Here is a 20,552-nt window from a genome sequence, read left to right as displayed (position 1 = left end):
CGGCTGGCTCGATGCAACGATGTGCCCGGCTTGGCGATTCTTCCAGGGAGGCCCGTCTGAATCGTGTCACCCTTGCCATCCCGTCTTTCCGGGAGTGCCAGACGCGCCTGCGTCAAGGTGGGCTGTATTGGCTGACGATCGATCGGGAAGATGACGCGAGGCGCCTGATCCGGCAAGTGCTGGCGGGTTTGCCCGAGCAGATGCCGGCCAACCTGCTGTGCTGCGGCATCGAGCCGCAGGAACTGGCCGACGGCCTCGATAAGCAGACAGGGCCGGACGAACTGGCGCTGTTTGACGTCTCCCGGAGCCGGCTGCGGGAGACGCTCGATCATCTGCCGTCCGAACTGACGCGCGCCGGTATCGGCGCCGCAGGCGGCTTGCTACTGCTCGCGCTGCCGATCGAGGGCTGGCTGGATTATGACTCCCGTCAGCTGCATGCCTGGTGCCGATGGATGCGCGATTGGCTGGCACGACAGCGCTGCACGCTGCTGCTGGTATGCCACGGCGAGGCGTCGCAGGTGTATCGCGAACTGGCGTCGGCAAATGAACTGCTGTCCGGCCTGGCGCGGCTGTATCGTGGCGAAGGCGCCATTCGCTACCTGCTCGATTTCTGGCATAGCGAGGTTGGCGTCTGCGCCGAGCAGGCATTCGAACTTGTCGTCGATGGCGAAGGATTCCGCCGGGTGACGGAGGCCCAGGTTCAGCCGCAAGTCGTGATCGTCGACGATGATGATCTCGTGCTGGCGCAGCGCGAGGTGCTCGGTAGCGCGTCGGCCTCGTCCGGTCGCTGGCAATTGGTCGCCAGCCGTGCCGAACTGCTGCAACGGGCTGTCGGGGCGCGTGCGGCCAGCGTGCTGATGGCGATCGACGACATCGGCGAGGTGGATGAAATCGCGCAGCAGGTGCACATGCTGCGCCAGCGCAGCGGCAACGCCCTGAAGATCGTGCTGCGCGAAATGGTCCCCGGGGTGCGGTATCGCGACGAGCGCCTGCTGCTGTCGTCCGGCGCCACCCTGGTCGTGCCGCATGGCATGCCGCTGCCCGGTTTTCTCAGCCTGATCGAAAGTGTCCAGGGGCAAATCTGGCGGCGCGCCCTCGCGACCGATTTCGACTCCCTGCTCGACCGCTTGCGGCCGCCGCAACTGCGGGGTTTGCTCGCCCCGCGCGATTTCCTTGCTGCGCTGGAGATGATCCATGCCGGCGAATTCGGAGAACTCGTGCACCAGTTGCTGAGATTGCGGCCGCATCCCGGCCTACGGATCGCACAGTGCCTGAGCCAGATCCGCTTGCGGCGATTCGGTGATATCGCCTGTGTCGTCGACGGCGTCCTCTACCTGTTTCTGTTCGCTTGCCGCGATGATGGCCTGGAGCCGGCGCTGGCCAACATCTGCCGCCTGCCGTGGCGGGAACTCTTCGAGGGCTGCGAGCGGCTTGACAGCATCGCCACCCTGCGGCGCGACGCCTTCGTCGACACCGCTGCGACGATGGCGGCGGCTGCCGAAGCTGACGAAGCCATGGAACCGGCCGCCGTGGGGCGGGCACCCTTGCAGTTGCGTCCGGCAACCTTGCATCTTGCTGAGCGCTGCACATGAACTACGCCGAACTGCTCCAGGTCGTCGCCGTGGTCTGCGTGTTGACGACGGCGCTGGTCCTCCTCGTCGGCGAGTTGCGGCGCACCCTGCGCGAGTGGATCGAGCGCTGCCTGCCGCCCCGTCATCTGCGTGCCAGGGGTGTGCGGCGCCGGCAGGCCGGGACCGCGGAGAATGGAGATGCCCGTGAATGAGCGTAAGCCCGGCAAGCCGGGCCTGGCGTGGCCGGGGCTGGGGGGCTGGAATCTGTATTTTCTGGCCAAGTTCATCCTCGTGTGGCTCGGTTACTTGAATTTTCAGGCCGTACCCAACCTGGTTTTCGCCGCGGCCTTGCTGTTACCGGTGTCGTCGGCGCTGCTGCTGCCGCGCAAGCTGTTGGCGCTGCCGGCGGGCGTGGCGCTCCTTTATCACGACACCTGGTTGCCGCCGTTCGCCCGCCTCCTGGCGCAGCCCGGAGTGCTCGATTTTTCTGCGGAATATCTGCTCGAACTGGCCGGACGCTTCATCGACTGGACGCTTGTCGGCGTGCTGTTCGTGTTCGTGGTGGCGGCGCTGTACCTTTCGCGCTGGCTGCGTCTGACCACGTTCACTCTGATCGGGCTCGGGTGGCTGGCCAGCGGTGGCTTGCCAGACATGGCGGGGCAGCCTGCGGTTGCCGCCGTCGCCCGCGAGCAGCCGCGCCACGCGGTACCGGCTTCGCCGGGCCGGGAAGCCGACAGCGCCACGCTGGACGAATATCTGCAACGGTTCTACGGCGACGAGGCAGGGCGGCGCACCGAATTCCAGCCGCCCCCCGCAGCGGCGGCGCCCTTCGACCTGTTGCTGGTGAACATCTGCTCGCTGGCCTGGGACGATCTCGAGGCCGTCGGCATGAAGGACAACGCCTTGTTCCGGCAGATGGACATCGTCTTCGACCACTTCAATTCGGCGACGTCCTACAGCGGGCCGGCGGCCATCCGCCTGTTGCGCGCGAGTTGCGGTCAATCCTCGCACAGCGGCCTTTACGATCACGCCGCGAACCAGTGTCTCCTGTTCGATAACCTGCGCCGGCTGGGTTTCGACAGCGCACTGGCGCTGAACCACGATGGCAAGTTCGACGATTTCCTCGGCGAGGTGCGCCGCCAGGGTGGCATGCCGGCGCCGGCGCTCGATGGCAGCAGTTTCCGCCGCGCGCTGGTGAATTTCGACGGTTCGCCGATCTGGCGCGACCGCGAGGTGCTGGAGCGCTGGTGGCAGCATCGCCAGGGGCAGGATTCCGGGCGCGTGGCTCTGCTGTACAACACCGTCACACTGCACACGACGGCAACCGTCTGGTGCGCGCCGACGGCGGCACTCAACGCGTCGATTACCGGGCGCTCGCGCAGCGGTTGCTCGAAGACCTGAACGCCTTCATCGATCAACTCGAGCGCAGCGGCCGGCGCGTGGTCCTGGTCATCGTCCCCGAGCACGGCGCCGGGCTGCATGGCGACCGCATGCAGATTGCCGGCATGCGCGAGATCCCCAGCCCGTCGATCACCCACGTGCCGGTGGGGATCAAGCTGATCGGCATGGGATCGGCCGCGCGCGACGAGCCGCTGCATGTCGGCGCGCCGAGCAGCTATTTGGCATTGTCGGAAATCATCGCGCGGCTGTCGGTGATGTCGCCGGTGGACGACGGTGGTGCCGGCATCGACCGGCACGCCCTGGTAGCGGACCTGCCGCAGACGGCCCCGGTGGCGGAAAACGCCGGCACCGTGGTGCTGGAATACGGCGGGATGTCTTACGTACGCATTCAGGAGCAAGGTGAATGGCTGCCCTACCCGCATCGTTCGCAATGAGCACGACGGCACACGACCTGGACGATTCGTCCACGGCCGACGACATCGGCCGCCTGCGGGCGGCGCTGCAACTGCCCGAGTTCGATTACGTCGGCCTTGGCGTGCGGGCGGAAATGCTGCGCGCGCTGCGACGCTGGCCCCTGCTCGATGAACTGGATCGCAGCGACGCCCTGCCGACAACGCACGACCGGCAGGAGGCGGCGGCGTGACCTCCGTGTCGATGCGCGGACTGCGTGGCGGCGTCGGCAGCACTTCGCTGCTGGCCGCCGTTGGCCATGCGCTGCACAGCCTGGGCGAGCGGGTGCTGCTGGTCGATGTCTGCCCGGAGAACCTGTTGCGGCTGCATTTCAACCTGGGCTGGACGGAGAGGAGGGGGTGGGCGCGCGCCACTCTCGATGGATGGCCGTGGGAGGAACAGGCCTGGAGTCTGGGGTCGAACCTGTTCCTGCTTCCATACGGCGAGGTGAACGAGGCCGAGGAGACCGCCATGGAGCGACGGCTGGGTGCCGAGCCCGCGCTGTGGCGGCGCCGCCGGGCCAGCTTGGCGGAGCATTTCGACTGGCTGCTGTTCGATCTGCCGCGCGGCCATCCGGCTCATGCCGCCAGCGTCGGTCCGTGCGATCTGCCGATCCGGGTGGTGGAGGCCGATGCCGCCTGCCATGCGCTGCTGCAGCGTCGGCCAGAGCGGTCCTGCGACCTCATGCTCGTCAATCGCTACGATCCGCTCTGCCAGTTGCAGCGCGATGTGCTGCTGCTCTGGCAGCAGCGCCATGGCGGCCGGCTGCTGCCGGTAAACGTCCACGCCGATGCGGCAATGCGCGAGGCGCTGGCCTGCAAGGCCCCGGTCGGTCACTACGCTCCCGCCAGCCTGGTGGCGAAAGACGCCCTCAGCGTGGCCATCTGGTGCCTGGCGCAGCGGGCGAGGGCAGCGTGACGCTCGCGTGCTGCTTTCCTTATCGTCGGCTGCGCCAGCGGCATGGCTGTTCGGCCGTGGCCGCGCTGCTGATGAGCATGATCAACCTGCTGGCCTGGCTCGTGCTGCGCCTGGAGTCACATGCCTGGCGTGCGTTGCTCGATGAGCGGCAGCGCTGGTATCCGCACTTGGCGGACAAGCGGCCGAGCCCTGGCGACCCGTTGCGTTACGCCGTGCAGACGTTATGGCTGCTGATGATCCGCCCGGCCGCTCCGGTGCATTCGCCGCACCGGAACTGGCTGGCTGCATGGTCGAGTGTGGAGCGGGCCTGCGGGCGCCTGTTTGCCGACGTCGGGCAGATGCCGCCACGCGTGCGGCGCAGTACCAGGCTGCGCCGCGGTGCGGACTGGCTGGAGCGAATCGGCCCGCGCCGCCGGCTACTGCTGTACGGCGTGATCGGTATCCTCGCCGCCGGCCTGGCGCTGCTGTGCGTCACCGAACCTTTCGATTACCTGGCCCAGTCGGTGTTCGTCCTCCTGCTGTGGACCCTGGCCATGGTGATCAGGCGCATGCCGGGGCGCTTTCCCACGCTGCTGCTGCTCGTGCTGTCGGTGATCGTGTCCTGCCGCTACCTGTGGTGGCGCTATACCGCGACCCTGAACTGGAACGACGCCCTCGATCTGGCCTGCGGGCTGATCCTGCTGGCGGCGGAAAGCTATTCCTGGCTGATCCTGATGCTTGGCTACGTCCAGACCTGCTGGCCGCTGGGGCGCCGTCCCGCGCAGCTGACGCCCGACACCCGGCAGTGGCCGAGCGTGGACCTGTTCATTCCGACCTACAACGAGGACCTCGACGTGGTGCGCACTACTGTCTATGCGGCGCTGGGGATCGACTGGCCACAGGAGAAGCTGCGCATCCACATTCTCGACGACGGCCGGCGCGACAGTTTTCGCCGCTTCGCCGCCGAGGTCGGCGTCGGTTATCTCGCCCGCCCGGATAACCGCCACGCCAAGGCCGGCAACCTCAACCACGCGCTGAGCCATACGGACGGTGAACTGGTGGCGGTGTTCGACTGTGACCACGTGCCGGTGCATTCCTTTCTCCAGGTTACCGTGGGCTGGTTCCTGCGCGACCCGAAACTGGCGCTCGTGCAGACGCCACACCATTTCTTCTCGCCGGACCCGTTCGAACGCAATCTCGGCATCTTCCGCCGCCAGCCCAACGAGGGCGACCTGTTCTATGGCCTGGTTCAGGATGGCAACGACATGTGGAACGCAGCGTTCTTCTGTGGTTCCTGCGCGGTGCTGCGCCGTTCCGCGCTGGACTCGGTCGACGGCTTCGCCGTCGAGACGGTGACCGAGGATGCGCATACCGCGCTGCGCCTGCACCGCAACGGCTGGAACTCGGCCTACCTGCGCGTCTCGCAGGCCGCCGGTCTGGCCACCGCAAGCCTGCCTGCCCACGTCGGCCAGCGCATCCGCTGGGCGCGCGGCATGGCGCAGATCTTCCGTATCGACAACCCCCTGCTGGGCAAGGGACTGAACCTGTTGCAGCGCCTTTGCTACGCCAACGCCATGCTGCACTTTCTGTACGGCCTGCCGCGGCTGGTGTTTCTCACCGCGCCACTGGCGTTCCTGCTGTTGCATGCCTACATCATCTATGCGCCGGCGCTGATGATCCTGCTCTACGTCCTGCCGCACATGATCCATGCCAGCCTGGCCACCTCGCGCATGCAGGGCGCTTACCGGAAAACCTTCTGGGGCGAGGTGTACGAGACGGTGCTGGCCTGGTATATCGCCTGGCCGACGACGGTCGCCCTGTTCAACCCGAAGAAGGGCAGCTTCAATGTCACCGCGAAAGGCGGCCTGATCCAGGAAGACCAGTTCAACTGGAAAATCGCCCTGCCGTGTCTTGTCCTGGCGGCGCTGAATTTTCTCGGCCTCGGCTTTGCCGTCTGGCGCCTGTCATACGGCCCGGCGGGGGAGATCGCCACCGTAATCGTCAGTTCGCTGTGGGTGGGCTACAACTTGCTGATCATCGGTGCCGCCATGTCGGTGGCCGCCGAGGCGCGCCAGGTGCGCCAGAGCCATCGGGTGCAGACGCCACTGCCGGTGGCGCTGCGCCTGCCCGACGGCCATCTTTTCCCCGGCGTCCTGGCGGACTACTCCGTCGCTGGCGTCGCTGTCAGGCTGCAGGTGCCGCTGCCGCTGTCGTCCGGCATCGAAGTGAACCTGCTGCTACGCCGCGGCGAGCGCGAATTCGCCTTTCCCGGCATCGTCCGCCGTTACGAAGGCGATCTGCTCGGGATCGGCTTCGAAACGCTCTCGCCCCAGCAGAAGATCGATTTCGTCCAGTGCACCTTTGCCCGTGCCGACGCCTGGCTGGACTGGCACCACGAATTCGGCGGCGATCGGCCTCTGCGCAGTTTCGCCGACGTCCTGAAGCTGGGCTGCGAAGGCTATCGCCGGCTGTACCTGCACCTGCCGCGCCCGTTGCGCGCACCGCTGCGCCACTTTGGGCGTGTGGGGTGCTGGTTGGGCAGCTACTTGCCGCGCAATCCCTTGCCCCTGCTTTCCTCTCCTTTGCCGACCGCCGGACCATGAACCGCCACTTCCGCAAATTCCTGTTTGGCGGCCTCGCGCTGCTGCTCGCCGCCGGCGCCTTGGCCGCGACGGCGCCCCCTGCGACGGCCGCAACCAGGTCCGTGACGCCACCCCCGCCTCCGGCCTGGCAGACGACGCGTACCTTCGCCCGCCTCGGCCGTCCGGATGACACGCTGCTGCTGGGCATCCGCAACAGCGACCAGATCGAATTCGGCCTGCGCCGCGACCGCATCGCCAGCGAAGCCGGCCTGCGGCTCCAGTACACCCCCTCGCCGGCGCTGCTGCCGACGCTGTCGCACCTGCGCATCTACCTCAACGATGCGCTGATGAGCGTGCTGCCGATCGAGAAGGAACACCTCGGCCGGCCAGTGCATCAGCAGATCGCACTCGATCCGCGGCTGGTCGCCGACTTCAACCGTGTCCGTATCGAGTTCATCGGCCATTACACCGACATCTGCGAAGACCCTGCCCACAGCGCCTTGTGGCTCAGCGTCAGCCGCGACAGCAGTGTTGTCGTGCGGGAGCAGGCGCTGGGGCTGCACAACGACCTGGCGTACTTCCCGGCGCCCTTTTTCGACCCCCGCGAGACCGCGCGCCTGGTGGTACCGATCGTTTTCGCCGCCGCGCCCGGTCTCGGCGAACAACGCGCGGCGGCGATCCTGGCCTCCTACTTCGGCAGCGAGGCGGGATGGCGCGGGGCGAGCTTTCCCGTCCTGTTCGATCGCCTGCCCGAGGCAGAGGCAGGGAAGGCGCCGCAATCCGCGATTGTCTTCGCCAGCAACGACCGCCGCCCGGCGTTTCTCGCCGACACGGAAAAATATCCGCCGGTCGATGCTCCGGTGGTGGAACTGATCGATCATCCGCACGACCCCTACGCCAAGATTCTGCTGGTGCTCGGCCGCGACGCCGACGATCTGGCCGCCGCGGCCACTGCCCTCGTGTTGGGCGGAGAACTGTTCCGCGGCGCGCGGGTGACGGTGAATCGGGTGCAGCGGCTCGAACCGCGCAAGCCTTACGATGCGCCGAACTGGATGCGCACCGACCGGCCGGTGCGTTTCGGCGAACTGATCGACTACCCCGGGCAGTTGCAGGTCAGCGGGCTGCAGCCGCGGCCAGTGGTGGTGGACGTCAACCTGCCGCCGGACCTGTTCGTCTGGCGCAACCAGGGGGTGCCGCTGCGCACGGTGTACCGCTACACGGCGCCGAACCTGAGCGACGAGTCGCGCCTGAACGTCAGCATCAACGATCAATTCATCAGCGGCCTGCCGCTGCAGAGCAGCGAACAGGGGCGCGTCCGCCTGGAAGAACTGCGCCTCAACGTGCTTTCCGGCGATGCCGGCGCCTTCAGCGACAAGCTGCTGGTGCCGGCGCTCAAACTGGGGGACCACAACCGGATCCGCTTCGACTTCAACTTCGCCAGCGTGCTCGCCAGCGCGCAGCGCGACCGCTGCCAGACGATGCTGCCGGTGGATATGCGCGCCATCATCGACGAGGAGTCGTCGATCGACCTGTCCGGTTATCACCATTACATCCGCATGCCAGACCTGGGCGTCTTCGTGCGCAGCGGTTTCCCCTTCAGCCGCATGGCCGATCTTTCGGAAACGCTGGCGGTGGTGCCCGCCGGCGCCGGGGCGACGCAGGTCGGCGTCCTTCTCGACGTGGTGGCGGGGATTGCCGCGCGTACCGGCTACCCGGCGCTCGGGCTGCGCGTGAGCGACGACTGGCGCACCGCCGCGGCGACCGATGCCGATCTGCTGCTGCTCGGCCGCCTGCCTGACGAACTGCGCGACGATCCCGACCTCGAGTTGCTGCTCGAACGTTCGCGCGACGGCTTGCGGCAGCCCGGCAGCGCCCACACCGCGGGGGTGGAGAGCCGGGTCGACATCTCCGCGGGGGCGCCGATCGCCGCCATCGTCGGCATGCAGTCGCCGTCCCACGCGCAGCGCAGCATCGTCGCCCTGCTCGCATCGGAGGAGGGCGATTACGAACTGCTGCGGGCCGCCCTGGCCGATCCACAGCGGCTCGAGGCGGTTGCCGGCTCGGTGTCGCTGATCCGCAGCAGCGGCATCGTCAGCCAGGCTGCCGGTGAGCGCTACTTCGTCGGCAGCCTGCCTTGGTGGCTGCTGACCTGGTTCCACTTGTCCGCGTATCCGGTGCTGCTTGCCGTGCTCGCCACGATCAGTGTCGCGCTGGCCGCCTTCCTGCTGTGGCGCGTGCTGCGCTGGGCGGCGCGCCGGCGCCTGCCCGGGGACGCCTGAGCGCATGCGCAGCTTTGCCGTGTGTCTCTTCGTCCTGTTGCTGGGCGTGCCGGGGCGCGTCAGCGCAGCGGCGCAGTGCCCCTGGCCGGCGTGGGAATCGTTCAAGCAGGCGATGGTGAGTGTGGACGGACGTGTCATCGACCGCTCCTCGCCACGCCTGATCACCACCTCGGAAGGGCAGAGCTACGGCCTGTTCTTTGCCTTGCTCGCCGACGATCGCGACAGCTTCGCCCGCCTGCTGCAGTGGACGGGGAACAATCTCGCCGCCGGCAAGCTCGGCCATCGCCTGCCGGCCTGGCAGTGGGGACGCGCCGGCGATGGCGACTGGCGCGTGCTCGACGACAACAATGCCAGCGACGCCGACCTGTGGCTCGCCTACAGCCTGCTGGAGGCCGGTCGCCTGTGGCGGCGCGCGGACTACGCCGCGCTCGGGCAGCAGCTGCTCCGGCGCAGCGCCGCTCAGACCGTGCGCAAGCTGCCGGGGCTGGGGCTGATGCTGCTGCCCGGCGACTACGGCTTCGACGGCGCCGAAGGCTGGCGTCTCAATCCCGCCTACCTGCCGCTGCAGCAACTGGCGCGTTTCGCCCTCGTGGACACGGTCTGGGGCGAACTCGCCGCCAACACCCGGCGTCTGCTGCTGGCGGGGGCGCCGAAAGGCTTCGCCCCGGACTGGCTGCAGTGGAAAACGGGGCAGGGCTGGGCGGTCGACCCGGAACACGGCGCGGCAGGGAGCTACGATGCCATCCGCGTCTACCTGTGGCTCGGCATGCTCGCCGACGAGGCGCCGGAACGGGAGCGGCTGCAGGGGCATTTCGCGCCGATGGCGCAACTGACTGCGCGCCTCGGCCAGCCGCCGGAACATATCGACGCGCGCAGCGGCGATCATCGGGGAGTCGGCCCGGCGGGTTTCTCCGCCGCCCTGCTGCCACTGCTCGCGGCGACCGGAGAGGGGGTGGCGCTGCAGGCGCAGCGTGACCTCCTGCAGCGCACTCCGCCGGCCCCGGATGCGTACTATGGCCAAGTCCTGTACCTGTTCGGCCGGGGCTGGGATGAAGGACGTTACCGCTTCGACAAGGACGGCCGGCTGCTGCCGGCCTGGATCGACAGATGCAAAGATTGAGCGGGTGGGTGCTGCTGCTCGGCAGCCTGTCCGGGCTGGCGCTGGCTGAACCGCTGGACCGGATCGAACAGCAGCGCTGGCTGCTGGAGCAGGTCAGGATCGGCGAAGCACAGTACCGCGAGGAACTGGTGCGCGATTCGCTGGCGCGGCTCGAACGCATCGCCCCGGACAACCCGGAAACCCTGTTCGCGAGCCTGCGGCTGTCGCTGCGAAAGCGGGACGCCGGCCAGGCCGGTCGCCTGCTCGAGCGCCTGCGCCGCGTGGCACCGGATTCGCCGCTGCTGCGGCACGGGGAAGTGCTGCTGCGCCTGCACGACGCCACCAGCCAGCGCACGCTGCAGCAGGCCCGGCTGCTTGCCGCCGGCGGCCGGCGCGTGCAGGCGCGCGCGCTCTACGAGCAACTGTTCGGTATCGAGCCGCCGGACATGGCGCTCGCGCTGGAATACTGGCGCCTGCGTGCCGCCATCGATGGCCAGCCGCGGCAAGCGATCGAACAGTTGCGCGCGCTGGACCGGCAATACCCGGGAAACGTCGCCCTGCGCCAAGCCCTGGTCGACCTGCTGTTCGCCGCCCGGCACAACGAAGAAGCGTTGCGGGTGCTCGGGCAGCTCGCGGCCGATCCGGCCGCGCGCGATGCCGCCGCGCAAAGGGAATTCGACTACCTGGCCGAATTGCCGGTCAGTCGCGACAGCGCCCGGGCCTGGCAGCGGTTCCTTGTGCGCTACCCGGATTCGTCCCGGCGCGGCGACGCGCAAACCCGTCTCCAGGCCCAGCAGCGGCTGCTTGCCGACCCCTCCTGGCAAGCCGGGCAGCGCGGCAAGCGGCTGCTGGGGCAGGGAGAGATTGCTGCCGCCGAGATGGAATTGCGCCGGGCGCTGCGTCGATATCCGGAGGACGCCAGCCTGCACGGCGAACTGGGTTATGCCCTGCTGCGGCTGGGGCGCCACGACGCTGCGTACACGGCCTTGCGCCAGGCCCTGGCTATGGAGCAGGACGACTCGGCGATCAGCCGGTGGCGCGACTTGATGATCACCAGCCGCTACTGGATGCTGCTGAAGCAGGCCGACCAGGCGCTCGACGCCAGCGATTCCGCCGCCGCGCATCGGCTGTACCGCGAGGCCCGGGGGGTGAAGCCGGGCGATGCCTTCGCCCTCGTTGGCCTGGGCCGGGTGGCGCAGGCACAGGGCGACGATGCCGAAGCCGAACGCCTGCTGCTGGAGGCGTATCGGCTCGACCCGGCAAGCGGCGATGTCGTTCGCGCCCTGGTGCGGCTGTACCGCGATCGGCAGCCCGAGCGCGCGGAGGCCTTGCTCGCCGGTCTGCCGATAACCCTGCGGGGTGAATTCGCCGACTCGTTGCGCGCCTTGCGCCGCGAGCGCCTCGAACGCGAGGCCGAAGCCGCCCGCGCCCGGGGGGAGCGGGAGCGCGCCGTGGCGCTGCTCGAAGAGGCCGCGGTGGCGGCACCGGACGATCCCTGGCTGGTTTACCGCCTCGCCAACGCGCAGCGCGAGCTCGGGCGCGATGCCGTTGCAGAAGCCGGCTTCCAGCGCCTCCTGGAGCGCCACGGCGACGATCGCCAGGCACGCTACGCGCACGGACTGTACCTGTCGAGCACCGGGCACGATGAAGAAGCGCTGGCATCGCTGGGACGGATTTCCCCGGCCGCCTGGGACGAGGACATGCACGCACTGGCGGCGAGGCTGCAGCGCCGGCAACTGCTGGCACGCGCCGCGGCGTTGCGCGCGGCCGGCCGCGAGGACGAAGCGGCGGCCTTGCTGCTGCGCGATCCTCTCGACGAGGATCTGTTGCGCGTCGCTGAGTGGGCGGCGGAGCGCAACGCGCCTGCGCAGGCCGAACGCTACTACCGGCAACTGCTGCAGCGCGCGCCCGGACATGCCGAGGCGCGCCTGGGGCTGGTCGAAAGCCTGATCGCCGGCGGCCACCCGGATGAGGCACGGACGCTGCTGCGGCAGGAACCGCTGCAACTGCCCTCCGGGGCGCTGAATGCACGCCGGCGCCTGGCCAACGCCTGGATCGCCCTGGGCGCAAAGGACGAGGCCGGCATCCTGCTCGATGAACTGGGGCAGGAGGGGCAGTGGGACCCGTTGCTGCTGCGCGACGCGGCGCGCCTGTTCGCCGCCCAGCAGCCCGGACGCGCGATGGGGCTATATGCCCAGGCGATGACCGCGGCCGGTTTGCTCACGCACGCGCAATCCGGGTCGCCCGACCCGCGCGCCTTGACCCGCGCCAGCCGCGCCCGCCAAGAGGATGGCTGGCTCATCGGCAGCCTGCGCGGCGACGTCGACGCGCTCTACCGGCGACACAACCCGACCGTGCATGTGCACCACGAGTATGCCTGGCGCAGCGACGATGCGACGCCGGGCATCTCCGACCTGGGGGCGCAGACCAGCATCCTCCAGGTCGACCTGCCTTTCGCGGGTGGCGACGGTTTTCTGCGCGCCGAACGAGTGGACCTCGATGTCGGCAGCTTCGACACCGACGACAGTGGCCGGCATCATGAAGAATTCGGTTCCTGCGCGCTGCAGTGGCGCCACCGGGAGAGCGGGGCCGCGTACCCGGCCGGCTGCCGGGACGGTGCCCAGCGTGCTCGCGGTACCGCCGTGGCGCTGGGCTGGAGTGGCCGACGCTGGAGTTTCGATGTCGGGCATTCGCCGCAGGGTTTCGAGGTCGGCAACTGGCTGGGCAGCGTCAGCCATGAGGGCGACTGGGGTGAGCTGGGCTGGACGTTGACGGCGTCGCGCCGGCCGCTGAGCAATTCCCTGCTTTCTTACGCCGGGGCGGTGGACCCGCAGACCGGGATCCGCTGGGGCGGCGTCACCGCGAACGGCTTCACCCTCGGCCTCAGCCACGACCAGGGCGGCGCCGGCGGCGTCTGGGCCAGTCTCGGCCTGCACCGGTTGCGCGGCGAGAACGTTGCCGACAATCAGCGCGGCACGGCGATGGCGGGTTACTACCACCGCTTCATCGACCGGGTCGATGAGCGCCTGCGCGCCGGCGTATCGGTGATGTACCGGGGCTACCGGCACGACCTCGGCGAATACACGCTGGGGCAAGGCGGCTATTACAGCCCGCGCCACTACTACTCGGTAGGCATCCCGCTCAGCTACGCGCGGCGCAACGCCGATTGGTCGGTGCAGTTCGAAGGGTCGTTCGGCTGGTCGCAGGCGCAGTCGAAGGATAGCGAACTCTATCCGCTGCGCAGGATGATGGCGCAGCTGTTCGACGGCAGGAATCCGGACGACTACGTGCTGGAGGAAGGGCGCCTGGTCAACCCCAGCGACAGCGGCGGCGGCGCCAGCCTGCATCTGCAGGCCAGCATCGAGCGGCGGCTGTCGGATCACCTGGTGCTTGGCGGCCATCTTTCGTGGCAGCACAGCGAAGACTACGCGCCGAGCCGTGCCATGCTTTACCTGCGCTATACCCTCGAACCCTGGCAAGGCAGCTTGCCTCTGCCAGCGGCGCCGCTGACGCCTTACGCCGATTTCAGGTGAAGCCGCCCGTTGCGGCCACCACCACCTTGTTCTTCCCCGTCTCCTTCGCCTCGTACATCGCGGCGTCGGCGCGCTTGAGCGCCGCATCGAGCGTTTCACCCGGGTTCCACACCGTGATGCCGGCGCTGAAGGTGATCAGGATCTTCTTGTCGTCGGCAAGGAAGAACGCGCGGGTGAGTTCGCGCTGCAGGCGGACGACTGCGACGTGCGCCTGCTCGAGGCCGGTGTCGGGGTAGAGCAGGATGAATTCCTCGCCGCCGTGGCGGGCGAGAGTGTCCTGCGGGCGGAGGTTGGCGCGGACGATGCGGGCGAGATGCACGAGCGCGTCGTCGCCGGCCTGGTGGCCGTGGGTGTCGTTGATTTTCTTGAAGTTGTCGAGGTCGAGCAGGGCGATGCTGAGCGGGTTGCGGTGGCGCCGCGCGCGGCCGGCTTCCTTGTCGAAGGTTTCTTCAAGGCCGCGGCGGTTGAGCAGGCCGGTGAGCTGGTCCTGGCGCACGAGGCGGCTGCTTTCGTCGAGCGCGCGCTGCATTTCGGCCATCTGCGCTTCGGCTTCGCGGACGCGTTCGCGGGTCGCGCGCAGTTCGTCGCGCGAGCGGCGCGCCTCGTCGCGGATCGCCAGCGTCTCGCGCATGACTTCGTCGAGCACGTCGCCAATCTCGCCGATGTCGCGCGCCGCCGAGATCCTGTCGGCGCACTCTTCGATGCGGTCGTGATAACTGCTGGTGGTGTCGGCGAAGCTCGCGAGGTGGTCGACGAAACCCGCGAGCATCTTCTTCAGCGAACGCTGCGCTTCGGAATGGTTGTGCTTGAGCTGGCTCTGCTTGTAGATGATTTCCTTCAGGCGGCGTTCGGCGTCGTCGATCATGCGCAGGCTGGTCGGGTTGCCGACGATGTCGCGCAGCGTGTCCATCTGGCCGTGCAGCCACTGGTCGTCGATGACGATCTGGTCGATGTTCTCGAGCAGCAGGCGCAGGAGATTGAGCAGGCCGGTGTGCACTTCGGCGCGGTCGCCGGCGAGCATTTCCAGCCGGTAGGCGAACTTGCGCAGCTGCTTGGCGATGGCCTGCAGCGCCCCGGCGTCCTGTGCGCTCCGGACCGAGGCGGAGAACCCGGCCGCGTCGCGGGTGAGTTCGGGCTGGTCGGCGAGGAACACCGGAGCGATCGATTCGAGCGTCAGGAGCAGGAGTTCGCGCAGCCCCGCGAGCAGTCCGCCCGTTTCGCTGGCTGCGACGAGGCGGACTTCGGGCGCCGCTGTTTCCGCTGGCCTGGCGGCAACAGCTTGCACCGGCATGTCGGGCGGCGACGTCGTCCCGGACTCCGCCGGGGCGTGGCTCCAGGAACGGACGAGTGCCTGCAGGCGGGCGTGAAGCGTTTGCGGGTCGCTGGCCGCGAGCACGCGTTCGAGCGATTCGCGCTTGCGTGCGACGGTCCAGCCGGTCTGGCGGCTTTCCCACTGGCGCAGCAGTTCGGCGATCAGCTCGTTCCACGCCGGTGGCCGTTCGGCCTTGAGATTGTCGAAATACTCCGCCAGCGCCTGCCGGGCGACCTCCGCCTTGCCGACAGCCAGCGCCTGGTCGAGCAGCCGGGCGAACCGCGCGCGCTCGGAGGTGTCGCGCGGCAGCTGGCGGGCGAGGGAGCGGACGAATTTTTCGGGGAACGGCCCGTCAGGCGCGGGAATGCCGGAGACTTCGTGATACAGCGTGCGGAAGTTGTCCGGCGTGGGCGGCAGGCGGCGCGAGGCGAAAAGTCGCAGGACTTCGCGGGCGATATCCGAAGGCTGGGTCGGGGCGGGCATCGTCAGCGTCTTTCATCCGGTTTGGGTCCGCGGATTATGCCTTGTCGTTGAGCACGGACCAAGGTGAAAGGCGCGCCGACGGCGCGCCAGGGCGGGACCGCGGGCGCCGATCCGCTATCCTGTCGTCCTGATCGTGACCCGGACCCGATTTCGCGCATGCCTGCCCCCGATTCCACGCGATTGACAGCCTTCGAATCGCGCTGGCTGGCGGAGGCGCTCCGGCTGCGCGAGGAGGCGGCCGGCCCGCTCGACGACCGCGATGCGGTAGCCGCGGTGCGCGCGACCGACGGCGGCGTCGAGGAGCGGATCGTGCGCCGCGCACTGCTGTTGGGCGAGCGCGAGGGAATGGTCGGGATGATCGCGGCGTGGCGCGCGCGCTCCCGGCTGGTGTTGATGCTGGCGTCGATCGTCGCGCTGACGAGCGGATTCGGCGCCGCGCTCGCGGTGCTGGGCGACGGCACGCGTGCGGTCAACGTCGTGTGGACGCTGGGCGGCCTGCTCGGCGTGCACCTGGTGAGCCTGCTGCTGTGGGCGCTCGGATTGTCGTTTGGCGGGCGGGATGCGGGCGGTGCACTCGGGCGCGTCTGGCTGTGGCTATCGACGCGGCTGTCGCCGGCTGGTCCCGCAGCGGTGTACGTCGCGAGGGCGCTCGCGGGCCTGCTCGGGCGCGCGCGACTGTTGCGCTGGTGGCTCGGGGCGGTGACGCACGGATTGTGGTTCGCTGCGCTGTGCGGCGCGCTGGTCGGCCTGCTCGCGACGCTGTCCGCGCGGCGCTACGGCTTCGCCTGGGAAACGACGATCCTGTCGGCAGACGTGTTCGTGGATCTCGTGCGCATCGTCGGCTGGCTGCCGGCGCAGGTCGGCTTCGCGGTGCCCGACGCGGAGCATGTGCGCGCGAGCGGCGTGGCCGCCGCCGTCGACGAGGTGGCGCGCATCGCGTGGTCGTCGTGGCTCCTGGGCTGCGTGACGATGTACGGCATCGTGCCGCGGGCGCTGTTGGGGGCGGTGTGTCTCGTCCTGTGGCGTGTCGGGCGCGCGCGCCTGCGGCTCGACCTGGCATTGCCCGGCTACGCGGTGCTCGCCGCGCGGCTCGCGCCGGCGAGCGAGCGGATTGGCGTCACCGACGCCGATCCGGGGCGTCTCTGGGGGCCGCGGGCGGATGGCGCACACTCGGCCGGCAGCGGCTCGCCGCTGGCGGTCGGGCTTGAGCTGCCGACGGGGGCGGGGTGGCCGCCAGCGCTGCCGGCGGGGTGCGCGATGCGGGCGTCATCGACAGCCGCGAGCAGCGCAAACGCCTCGTCGCCGAACTGCAGGCCGACCCGCCGGCGCGGCTGCTGGTCGCGTGCGACGCGCGTCAAACCCCGGATCGCGGCAGCCTCGAACTGATTGCCGAGCTGTCGCGCCACGCGGGCGACTGCCGGGTGTGGCTGACAGGGGGCGATGGCGCCGGCGGGCATGCGTCACACTGGCGGGAGTCGCTCGATGGCATCGGCATGAGGGCCGAACGGGTCATCGGCACGCCGGCCGCCGCGATGGACTGGCTGCGCGGCGCGGGGACGGGCGCCGAAAATGACTAGACCGCTGCGCATCGCCGTCGTCGGGCACACCAACACCGGCAAGACGTCGCTGATGCGCACGCTGACGCGCGACACCGGCTTCGGCGAGGTGTCGAGCCGGCCGAGCACGACCCGCCATGTCGAAGGCGCGCGGCTGCTCGCCGACGGCGAGGTGCTCGTCGAGCTGTACGACACGCCGGGGCTCGAAGACCCGATCGCGCTGCTCGAACGGCTCGAGGCGATCGAGGCGCCCGGCGGCGAACGGCTCGACGATACGGCACGGATCGAGCGCTTCCTCGCGACTCCGGTGGCCGGCCACCGCTTCGAGCAGGAAGCGAAGGTGCTGCGCCAGATGCTCGCGAGCGACGCGGCGTTCTATGTCGTCGATGTGCGCGATCCCGTCCTCGCGAAGCATCGCGACGAGCTCGCGATCCTCGGCGGCTGCGCGATCCCGCTGCTGCCGGTGCTGAACTTCGTGCGCGACCCGGCGGCCAACGAATCCTCGTGGCGCGAGGCGCTCGCGCGGCTCGGACTGCATGCCGTCGTGCGCTTCGACACGGTCGCACCTGAGCGCGACGGCGAGCGCCGCTTGTACGAGAAGCTCGCGACGCTCGTCGACGCGCATCGCTCGGCGCTTGAACGCCTCGTCGCGTGCCGGGAGCGCGAGGCGCGGGCGCGGCATGTCGCCGCGCTGAGGCTCGTTGCCGAACTGCTGGTCGACGTCGCCGCCGCGCGGGTCGCTGTCGCCAGCGGGCCGCAAGCGGTGATCGGCCGGGCGGTCGCGGATCTGCACGAGCGGGTGCGGCGGCGCGAGCAGAGCTGCGTCGAGGCGCTGCTCGCGTTGTACCGGTTCCGCCCGGACGACGTCGATGCGGGCGAGCTGCCGCTGCTCGACGGCCGCTGGGAGAACGATCTCTTCAACCCGGAGACCTTCCGCGCGATGGGCGTCAGCGTCGGCTCCGGCGCGGCGGCGGGAGCAGCCGCCGGCGTCGGTATCGACCTGATGCTCGGCGGGCTGACGCTCGGCACCGCCGCTGCGCTCGGGGCGCTTGCCGGCGGAGGCTGGCAGGCGGTGCGGCAGTTCGGCGACCGCGTGGTCGAGAAGCTGCGCGGGCAGCGCGAGCTCAGCGTCGACGACGCGATCCTGCGCTTGCTCGCACTGCGCCAGCTGCGCCTCATCGACGCGCTCGAAGCCCGCGGCCACGCTGCGATGGCGCCGATCCGGCTGGTCGACCCGCAGCTGCGGCAATGGCGTGAAGGCCCGATCCCGGAGCCCTTGCTGCGCGCGCGGGCGCATCGCGAATGGTCGGGGCTTTTCGGCGCCGGGCGGGCGGACGACGCGCGACAGGAAGCAGTCGATACGTTGGCGCACTCGTTGTCGGAAGCGGCAACGGCGAACGCCTGAAAGCGGGGAAACAGGTCCCGCAGTCGAGCTCTGACCCGGGTTTTCCTGGACGGCCAAGGCCCGGATGAAACAGGGGCGCCGCAGCGCCCCCGTGCTAGCCGTGTGAAGCGGTCAAGCCTATTTCTTGCGCATCGACGGGATGTCGGTGCAGCTGCCGTGCGCCACTTCGGCCGCCAGGCCGATGGTCTCGCCCAAGGTCGGGTGCGGGTGGATCGTCTTGCCGATATCGACGGCATCCGCGCCCATCTCGATCGCGAGGCACACTTCGCCGATCATGTCGCCGGCCGACGGGCCGACGATCGCGCCGCCGATGACGCGATGCGTTTCGGCGTCGAAAATCAGCTTGGTGAAGCCGTAGTCGGCGCCGTTCGCGATCGCGCGCCCCGAAGCGGCCCACGGGAACTTCGCGGTCTCGATCTTGCGGCCTTCTCGCTTTGCCTGCTCTTCGGTGAAGCCGACCCACGCGACTTCCGGGTGCGTGTAGGCGACGCTCGGGATCACGGTCGCGTCGAACGCCGAGCGGGCAAGCTCCGACTTGCCTTGTGTCTCGCCGGCCGCGACTTCGGCTGCGACGTGCCCCTCGTGCACCGCCTTGTGCGCAAGCATCGGGTTGCCATTGACGTCGCCGATCGCGAAGATGTGCGGCACGTTCGTGCGCATCTGCGCATCGACCGGGATGAAGCCGCGATCCGTGACGACGACGCCGGCATTCTCCGCGCCGATCTTGCCGCCGTTCGGGCTGCGCCCGGCCGCCTGCAGGATCATGTCGTAGCGCTGCGGGCCTTGCGGGGCGCTTTTGCTACCCTCGGCACCTTCGAATGTGACCCACAGCCCGTCGTCCTTCGCCTCGACGGCGACGGTCTTCGTCTTCAGCATGATGTTGTCGAAGCGCTGCGCGTTCTGCTTCTCCCACACCTTGACAGCGTCGCGGTCCGGGCCCTGCATCAGCGCATCGAGCATCTCGACGACATCGACGCGCGTGCCGAGCGTCGAATAGACGGTCGCCATCTCGAGGCCGATGATGCCGCCGCCGATGACGAGCATCTTCGCGGGCGCCTTGCCGCCGGATGTGCGCAGTTCGAGCGCGCCGGTCGAATCGACGACGCGCGGATCCTTCGGGATGAACGGCAGATGCACCGCGGCCGAGCCGGCGGCGATGATGCACTGGCCGAAGCGCACGACCTTCTTCTCGCCGGTCTTGTCCTGACCGCTGCCGGAGGTCAGCTCGACTTCGACGTGGTTCGCGTCGAGGAACGTGCCGAGGCCGCGCACGACCTCGACCTTGCGGCCTTTGGCCATGCCGGCGAGGCCGGCGGTGAGCTTGCCGACGACCTTGTCCTTGTGCGCGCGCAGCGCGTCGAGGTCGACGGCGGGCTTCGCGAACGTGATGCCGGCCGCCGCCATGTGCCCGGCTTCGTCGATCACTTGCGCGACGTGCAGCAGCGCCTTCGACGGGATGCAGCCGACATTGAGGCACACGCCGCCGAGCGTCGCATAACGTTCGACGATGACGGTCTTCAGGCCCAGATCGGCGGCGCGGAACGCGGCCGAGTAGCCGCCGGGGCCGGCGCCGAGCACGAGCATGTCGCACTCGAGGTCGGCGCCGCCGGCGTGTTTGGCGGCCGTGGGGGCGGGCGCAGGCGGCGCGGCAGGAGCCGCGGGTGCGGTAGGCGTCGCTGCCGCGCTGGACGAAACCGGCGCCGCCTTCGCTTCGCCCGCCCCGGCCGGCGCCGCGCCGGCGCCTTCGGCCTCGACCTTCAGCAGCACCGCGCCTTCGCCGACGCGGTCGCCGACCTTGACGAGCACTTCACGGATGACGCCCTCGGCCGACGACGGCACGTCCATCGTCGCCTTGTCCGATTCGAGCGTGCAGATCGACTCGTCGACCTTGATCGCATCACCGGGCTTGACGAACAGCTCGATGACCGGGACGTCGGAGAAATCGCCGATGTCCGGGACTTTCACTTCAACAATCTGGCTCATG

The 20,552-nt window shown here is 69.2% G+C and carries 13 protein-coding genes and 1 pseudogene; 12 read left to right on the top strand and 2 right to left on the bottom strand.

Features of this window, described 5'->3' with window-relative positions; genetic code table 11:
• The first annotated feature begins 11 nt into the window (after positions 1-11).
• The 10 genes from GO606_RS16740 to bcsC are packed head-to-tail and all read left to right on the top strand — an operon-like array spanning position 12 to position 13,812.
• Complete coding sequence (locus GO606_RS16740; protein ID WP_246979846.1) at positions 12-1,592, top strand: BcsE family c-di-GMP-binding protein; 1,581 nt, start codon at positions 12-14, stop codon at positions 1,590-1,592.
• The gene (gene bcsF, locus GO606_RS16735; RefSeq protein WP_169118103.1) at positions 1,589-1,783 is read left to right on the top strand and encodes a cellulose biosynthesis protein BcsF; all 195 of its coding nucleotides are present in this window, start codon (positions 1,589-1,591) and stop codon (positions 1,781-1,783) included. The genes GO606_RS16740 and bcsF overlap by 4 nt, the downstream gene beginning before the upstream one ends.
• Positions 1,776-2,972, top strand: a complete 1,197-nt coding sequence (bcsG, locus tag GO606_RS16730) for a cellulose biosynthesis protein BcsG (protein WP_246979681.1) — start codon at positions 1,776-1,778, stop codon at positions 2,970-2,972. The genes bcsF and bcsG (GO606_RS16730) overlap by 8 nt, the downstream gene beginning before the upstream one ends.
• Positions 2,903-3,406 carry a cellulose biosynthesis protein BcsG gene (bcsG, locus tag GO606_RS16725; RefSeq protein ID WP_211166591.1) on the top strand — a complete coding sequence of 168 codons (504 nt, stop codon included), beginning with the start codon at positions 2,903-2,905 and terminating at the stop codon, positions 3,404-3,406. Before bcsG (GO606_RS16730) ends, bcsG (GO606_RS16725) begins: the two co-directional genes overlap by 70 nt.
• On the top strand, positions 3,403-3,615 hold the full coding sequence (gene bcsR / locus GO606_RS16720; protein WP_169118102.1) for a BcsR/BcsP family cellulose biosynthesis protein: 213 nt from the start codon (positions 3,403-3,405) through the stop codon (positions 3,613-3,615). The genes bcsG (GO606_RS16725) and bcsR overlap by 4 nt, the downstream gene beginning before the upstream one ends.
• Positions 3,612-4,340 (top strand): cellulose biosynthesis protein BcsQ, encoded by a 729-nt coding sequence (gene bcsQ / locus GO606_RS16715; RefSeq protein WP_169118101.1) that lies wholly within the window; start codon positions 3,612-3,614, stop codon positions 4,338-4,340. Before bcsR ends, bcsQ begins: the two co-directional genes overlap by 4 nt.
• Positions 4,337-6,922 (top strand): UDP-forming cellulose synthase catalytic subunit, encoded by a 2,586-nt coding sequence (gene bcsA, locus GO606_RS16710; protein ID WP_169118100.1) that lies wholly within the window; start codon positions 4,337-4,339, stop codon positions 6,920-6,922. The genes bcsQ and bcsA overlap by 4 nt, the downstream gene beginning before the upstream one ends.
• Positions 6,919-9,180 carry a cellulose biosynthesis cyclic di-GMP-binding regulatory protein BcsB gene (gene bcsB / locus GO606_RS16705; RefSeq protein WP_169118099.1) on the top strand — a complete coding sequence of 754 codons (2,262 nt, stop codon included), beginning with the start codon at positions 6,919-6,921 and terminating at the stop codon, positions 9,178-9,180. The genes bcsA and bcsB overlap by 4 nt, the downstream gene beginning before the upstream one ends.
• 4 nt (positions 9,181-9,184) lie before the next feature.
• Entirely contained in the window at positions 9,185-10,300 is a 1,116-nt protein-coding gene (gene bcsZ, locus GO606_RS16700; RefSeq protein WP_169118098.1) for a cellulose synthase complex periplasmic endoglucanase BcsZ, read from the top strand.
• On the top strand, positions 10,288-13,812 hold the full coding sequence (gene bcsC / locus GO606_RS16695; protein WP_169118097.1) for a cellulose synthase complex outer membrane protein BcsC: 3,525 nt from the start codon (positions 10,288-10,290) through the stop codon (positions 13,810-13,812). Before bcsZ ends, bcsC begins: the two co-directional genes overlap by 13 nt.
• On the opposite strand, the gene GO606_RS16690 is transcribed toward bcsC, so the two are convergent.
• Positions 13,805-15,607, bottom strand: a complete 1,803-nt coding sequence (locus GO606_RS16690; RefSeq protein WP_169118096.1) for a GGDEF domain-containing protein — start codon at positions 15,605-15,607, stop codon at positions 13,805-13,807. The two genes, bcsC and GO606_RS16690, sit on opposite strands and share 8 nt — an antisense overlap.
• Positions 15,608-15,763: 156 nt before the next feature.
• Between GO606_RS16690 and GO606_RS16685 the strand changes: the two are divergent.
• Both GO606_RS16685 and GO606_RS16675 read left to right on the top strand, forming a co-directional pair.
• Positions 15,764-17,184: pseudogene (locus GO606_RS16685) on the top strand (DUF2868 domain-containing protein).
• Complete coding sequence (locus GO606_RS16675; protein ID WP_169120684.1) at positions 17,177-18,568, top strand: DUF3482 domain-containing protein; 1,392 nt, start codon at positions 17,177-17,179, stop codon at positions 18,566-18,568. The pseudogene GO606_RS16685 and the gene GO606_RS16675 overlap by 8 nt, the downstream one beginning before the upstream one ends.
• Positions 18,569-18,685: 117 nt before the next feature.
• On the opposite strand, the gene lpdA is transcribed toward GO606_RS16675, so the two are convergent.
• Positions 18,686-20,551: a dihydrolipoyl dehydrogenase gene (gene lpdA, locus GO606_RS16670; RefSeq protein WP_169120682.1), complete on the bottom strand. Its 1,866-nt coding sequence runs from the start codon at positions 20,549-20,551 to the stop codon at positions 18,686-18,688.
• Between the last annotated feature and the right edge of the window lies 1 nt (position 20,552).

It is taken from the genome of Aromatoleum anaerobium (genome assembly GCF_012910705.2).
Lineage (GTDB): Bacteria > Pseudomonadota > Gammaproteobacteria > Burkholderiales > Rhodocyclaceae > Aromatoleum > Aromatoleum anaerobium.
The sequence above is the reverse complement of the archived record's forward strand: the minus strand, read 5'-3'. Positions and strand labels throughout refer to the sequence as shown.

Coding starts and splice junctions, on each gene's coding strand:
- GO606_RS16740 (WP_246979846.1), top strand. CDS start 12: ATGCAACGATGTGCCCGGCTTGGCGATTCTTCCAGGGAGGCCCGTCTG.
- bcsF (WP_169118103.1), top strand. CDS start 1,589: ATGAACTACGCCGAACTGCTCCAGGTCGTCGCCGTGGTCTGCGTGTTG.
- bcsR (WP_169118102.1), top strand. CDS start 3,403: ATGAGCACGACGGCACACGACCTGGACGATTCGTCCACGGCCGACGAC.
- bcsB (WP_169118099.1), top strand. CDS start 6,919: ATGAACCGCCACTTCCGCAAATTCCTGTTTGGCGGCCTCGCGCTGCTG.
- bcsZ (WP_169118098.1), top strand. CDS start 9,185: ATGCGCAGCTTTGCCGTGTGTCTCTTCGTCCTGTTGCTGGGCGTGCCG.
- bcsC (WP_169118097.1), top strand. CDS start 10,288: ATGCAAAGATTGAGCGGGTGGGTGCTGCTGCTCGGCAGCCTGTCCGGG.
- GO606_RS16690 (WP_169118096.1), bottom strand. CDS start 15,607: ATGCCCGCCCCGACCCAGCCTTCGGATATCGCCCGCGAAGTCCTGCGA.
- GO606_RS16675 (WP_169120684.1), top strand. CDS start 17,177: ATGACTAGACCGCTGCGCATCGCCGTCGTCGGGCACACCAACACCGGC.
- lpdA (WP_169120682.1), bottom strand. CDS start 20,551: ATGAGCCAGATTGTTGAAGTGAAAGTCCCGGACATCGGCGATTTCTCC.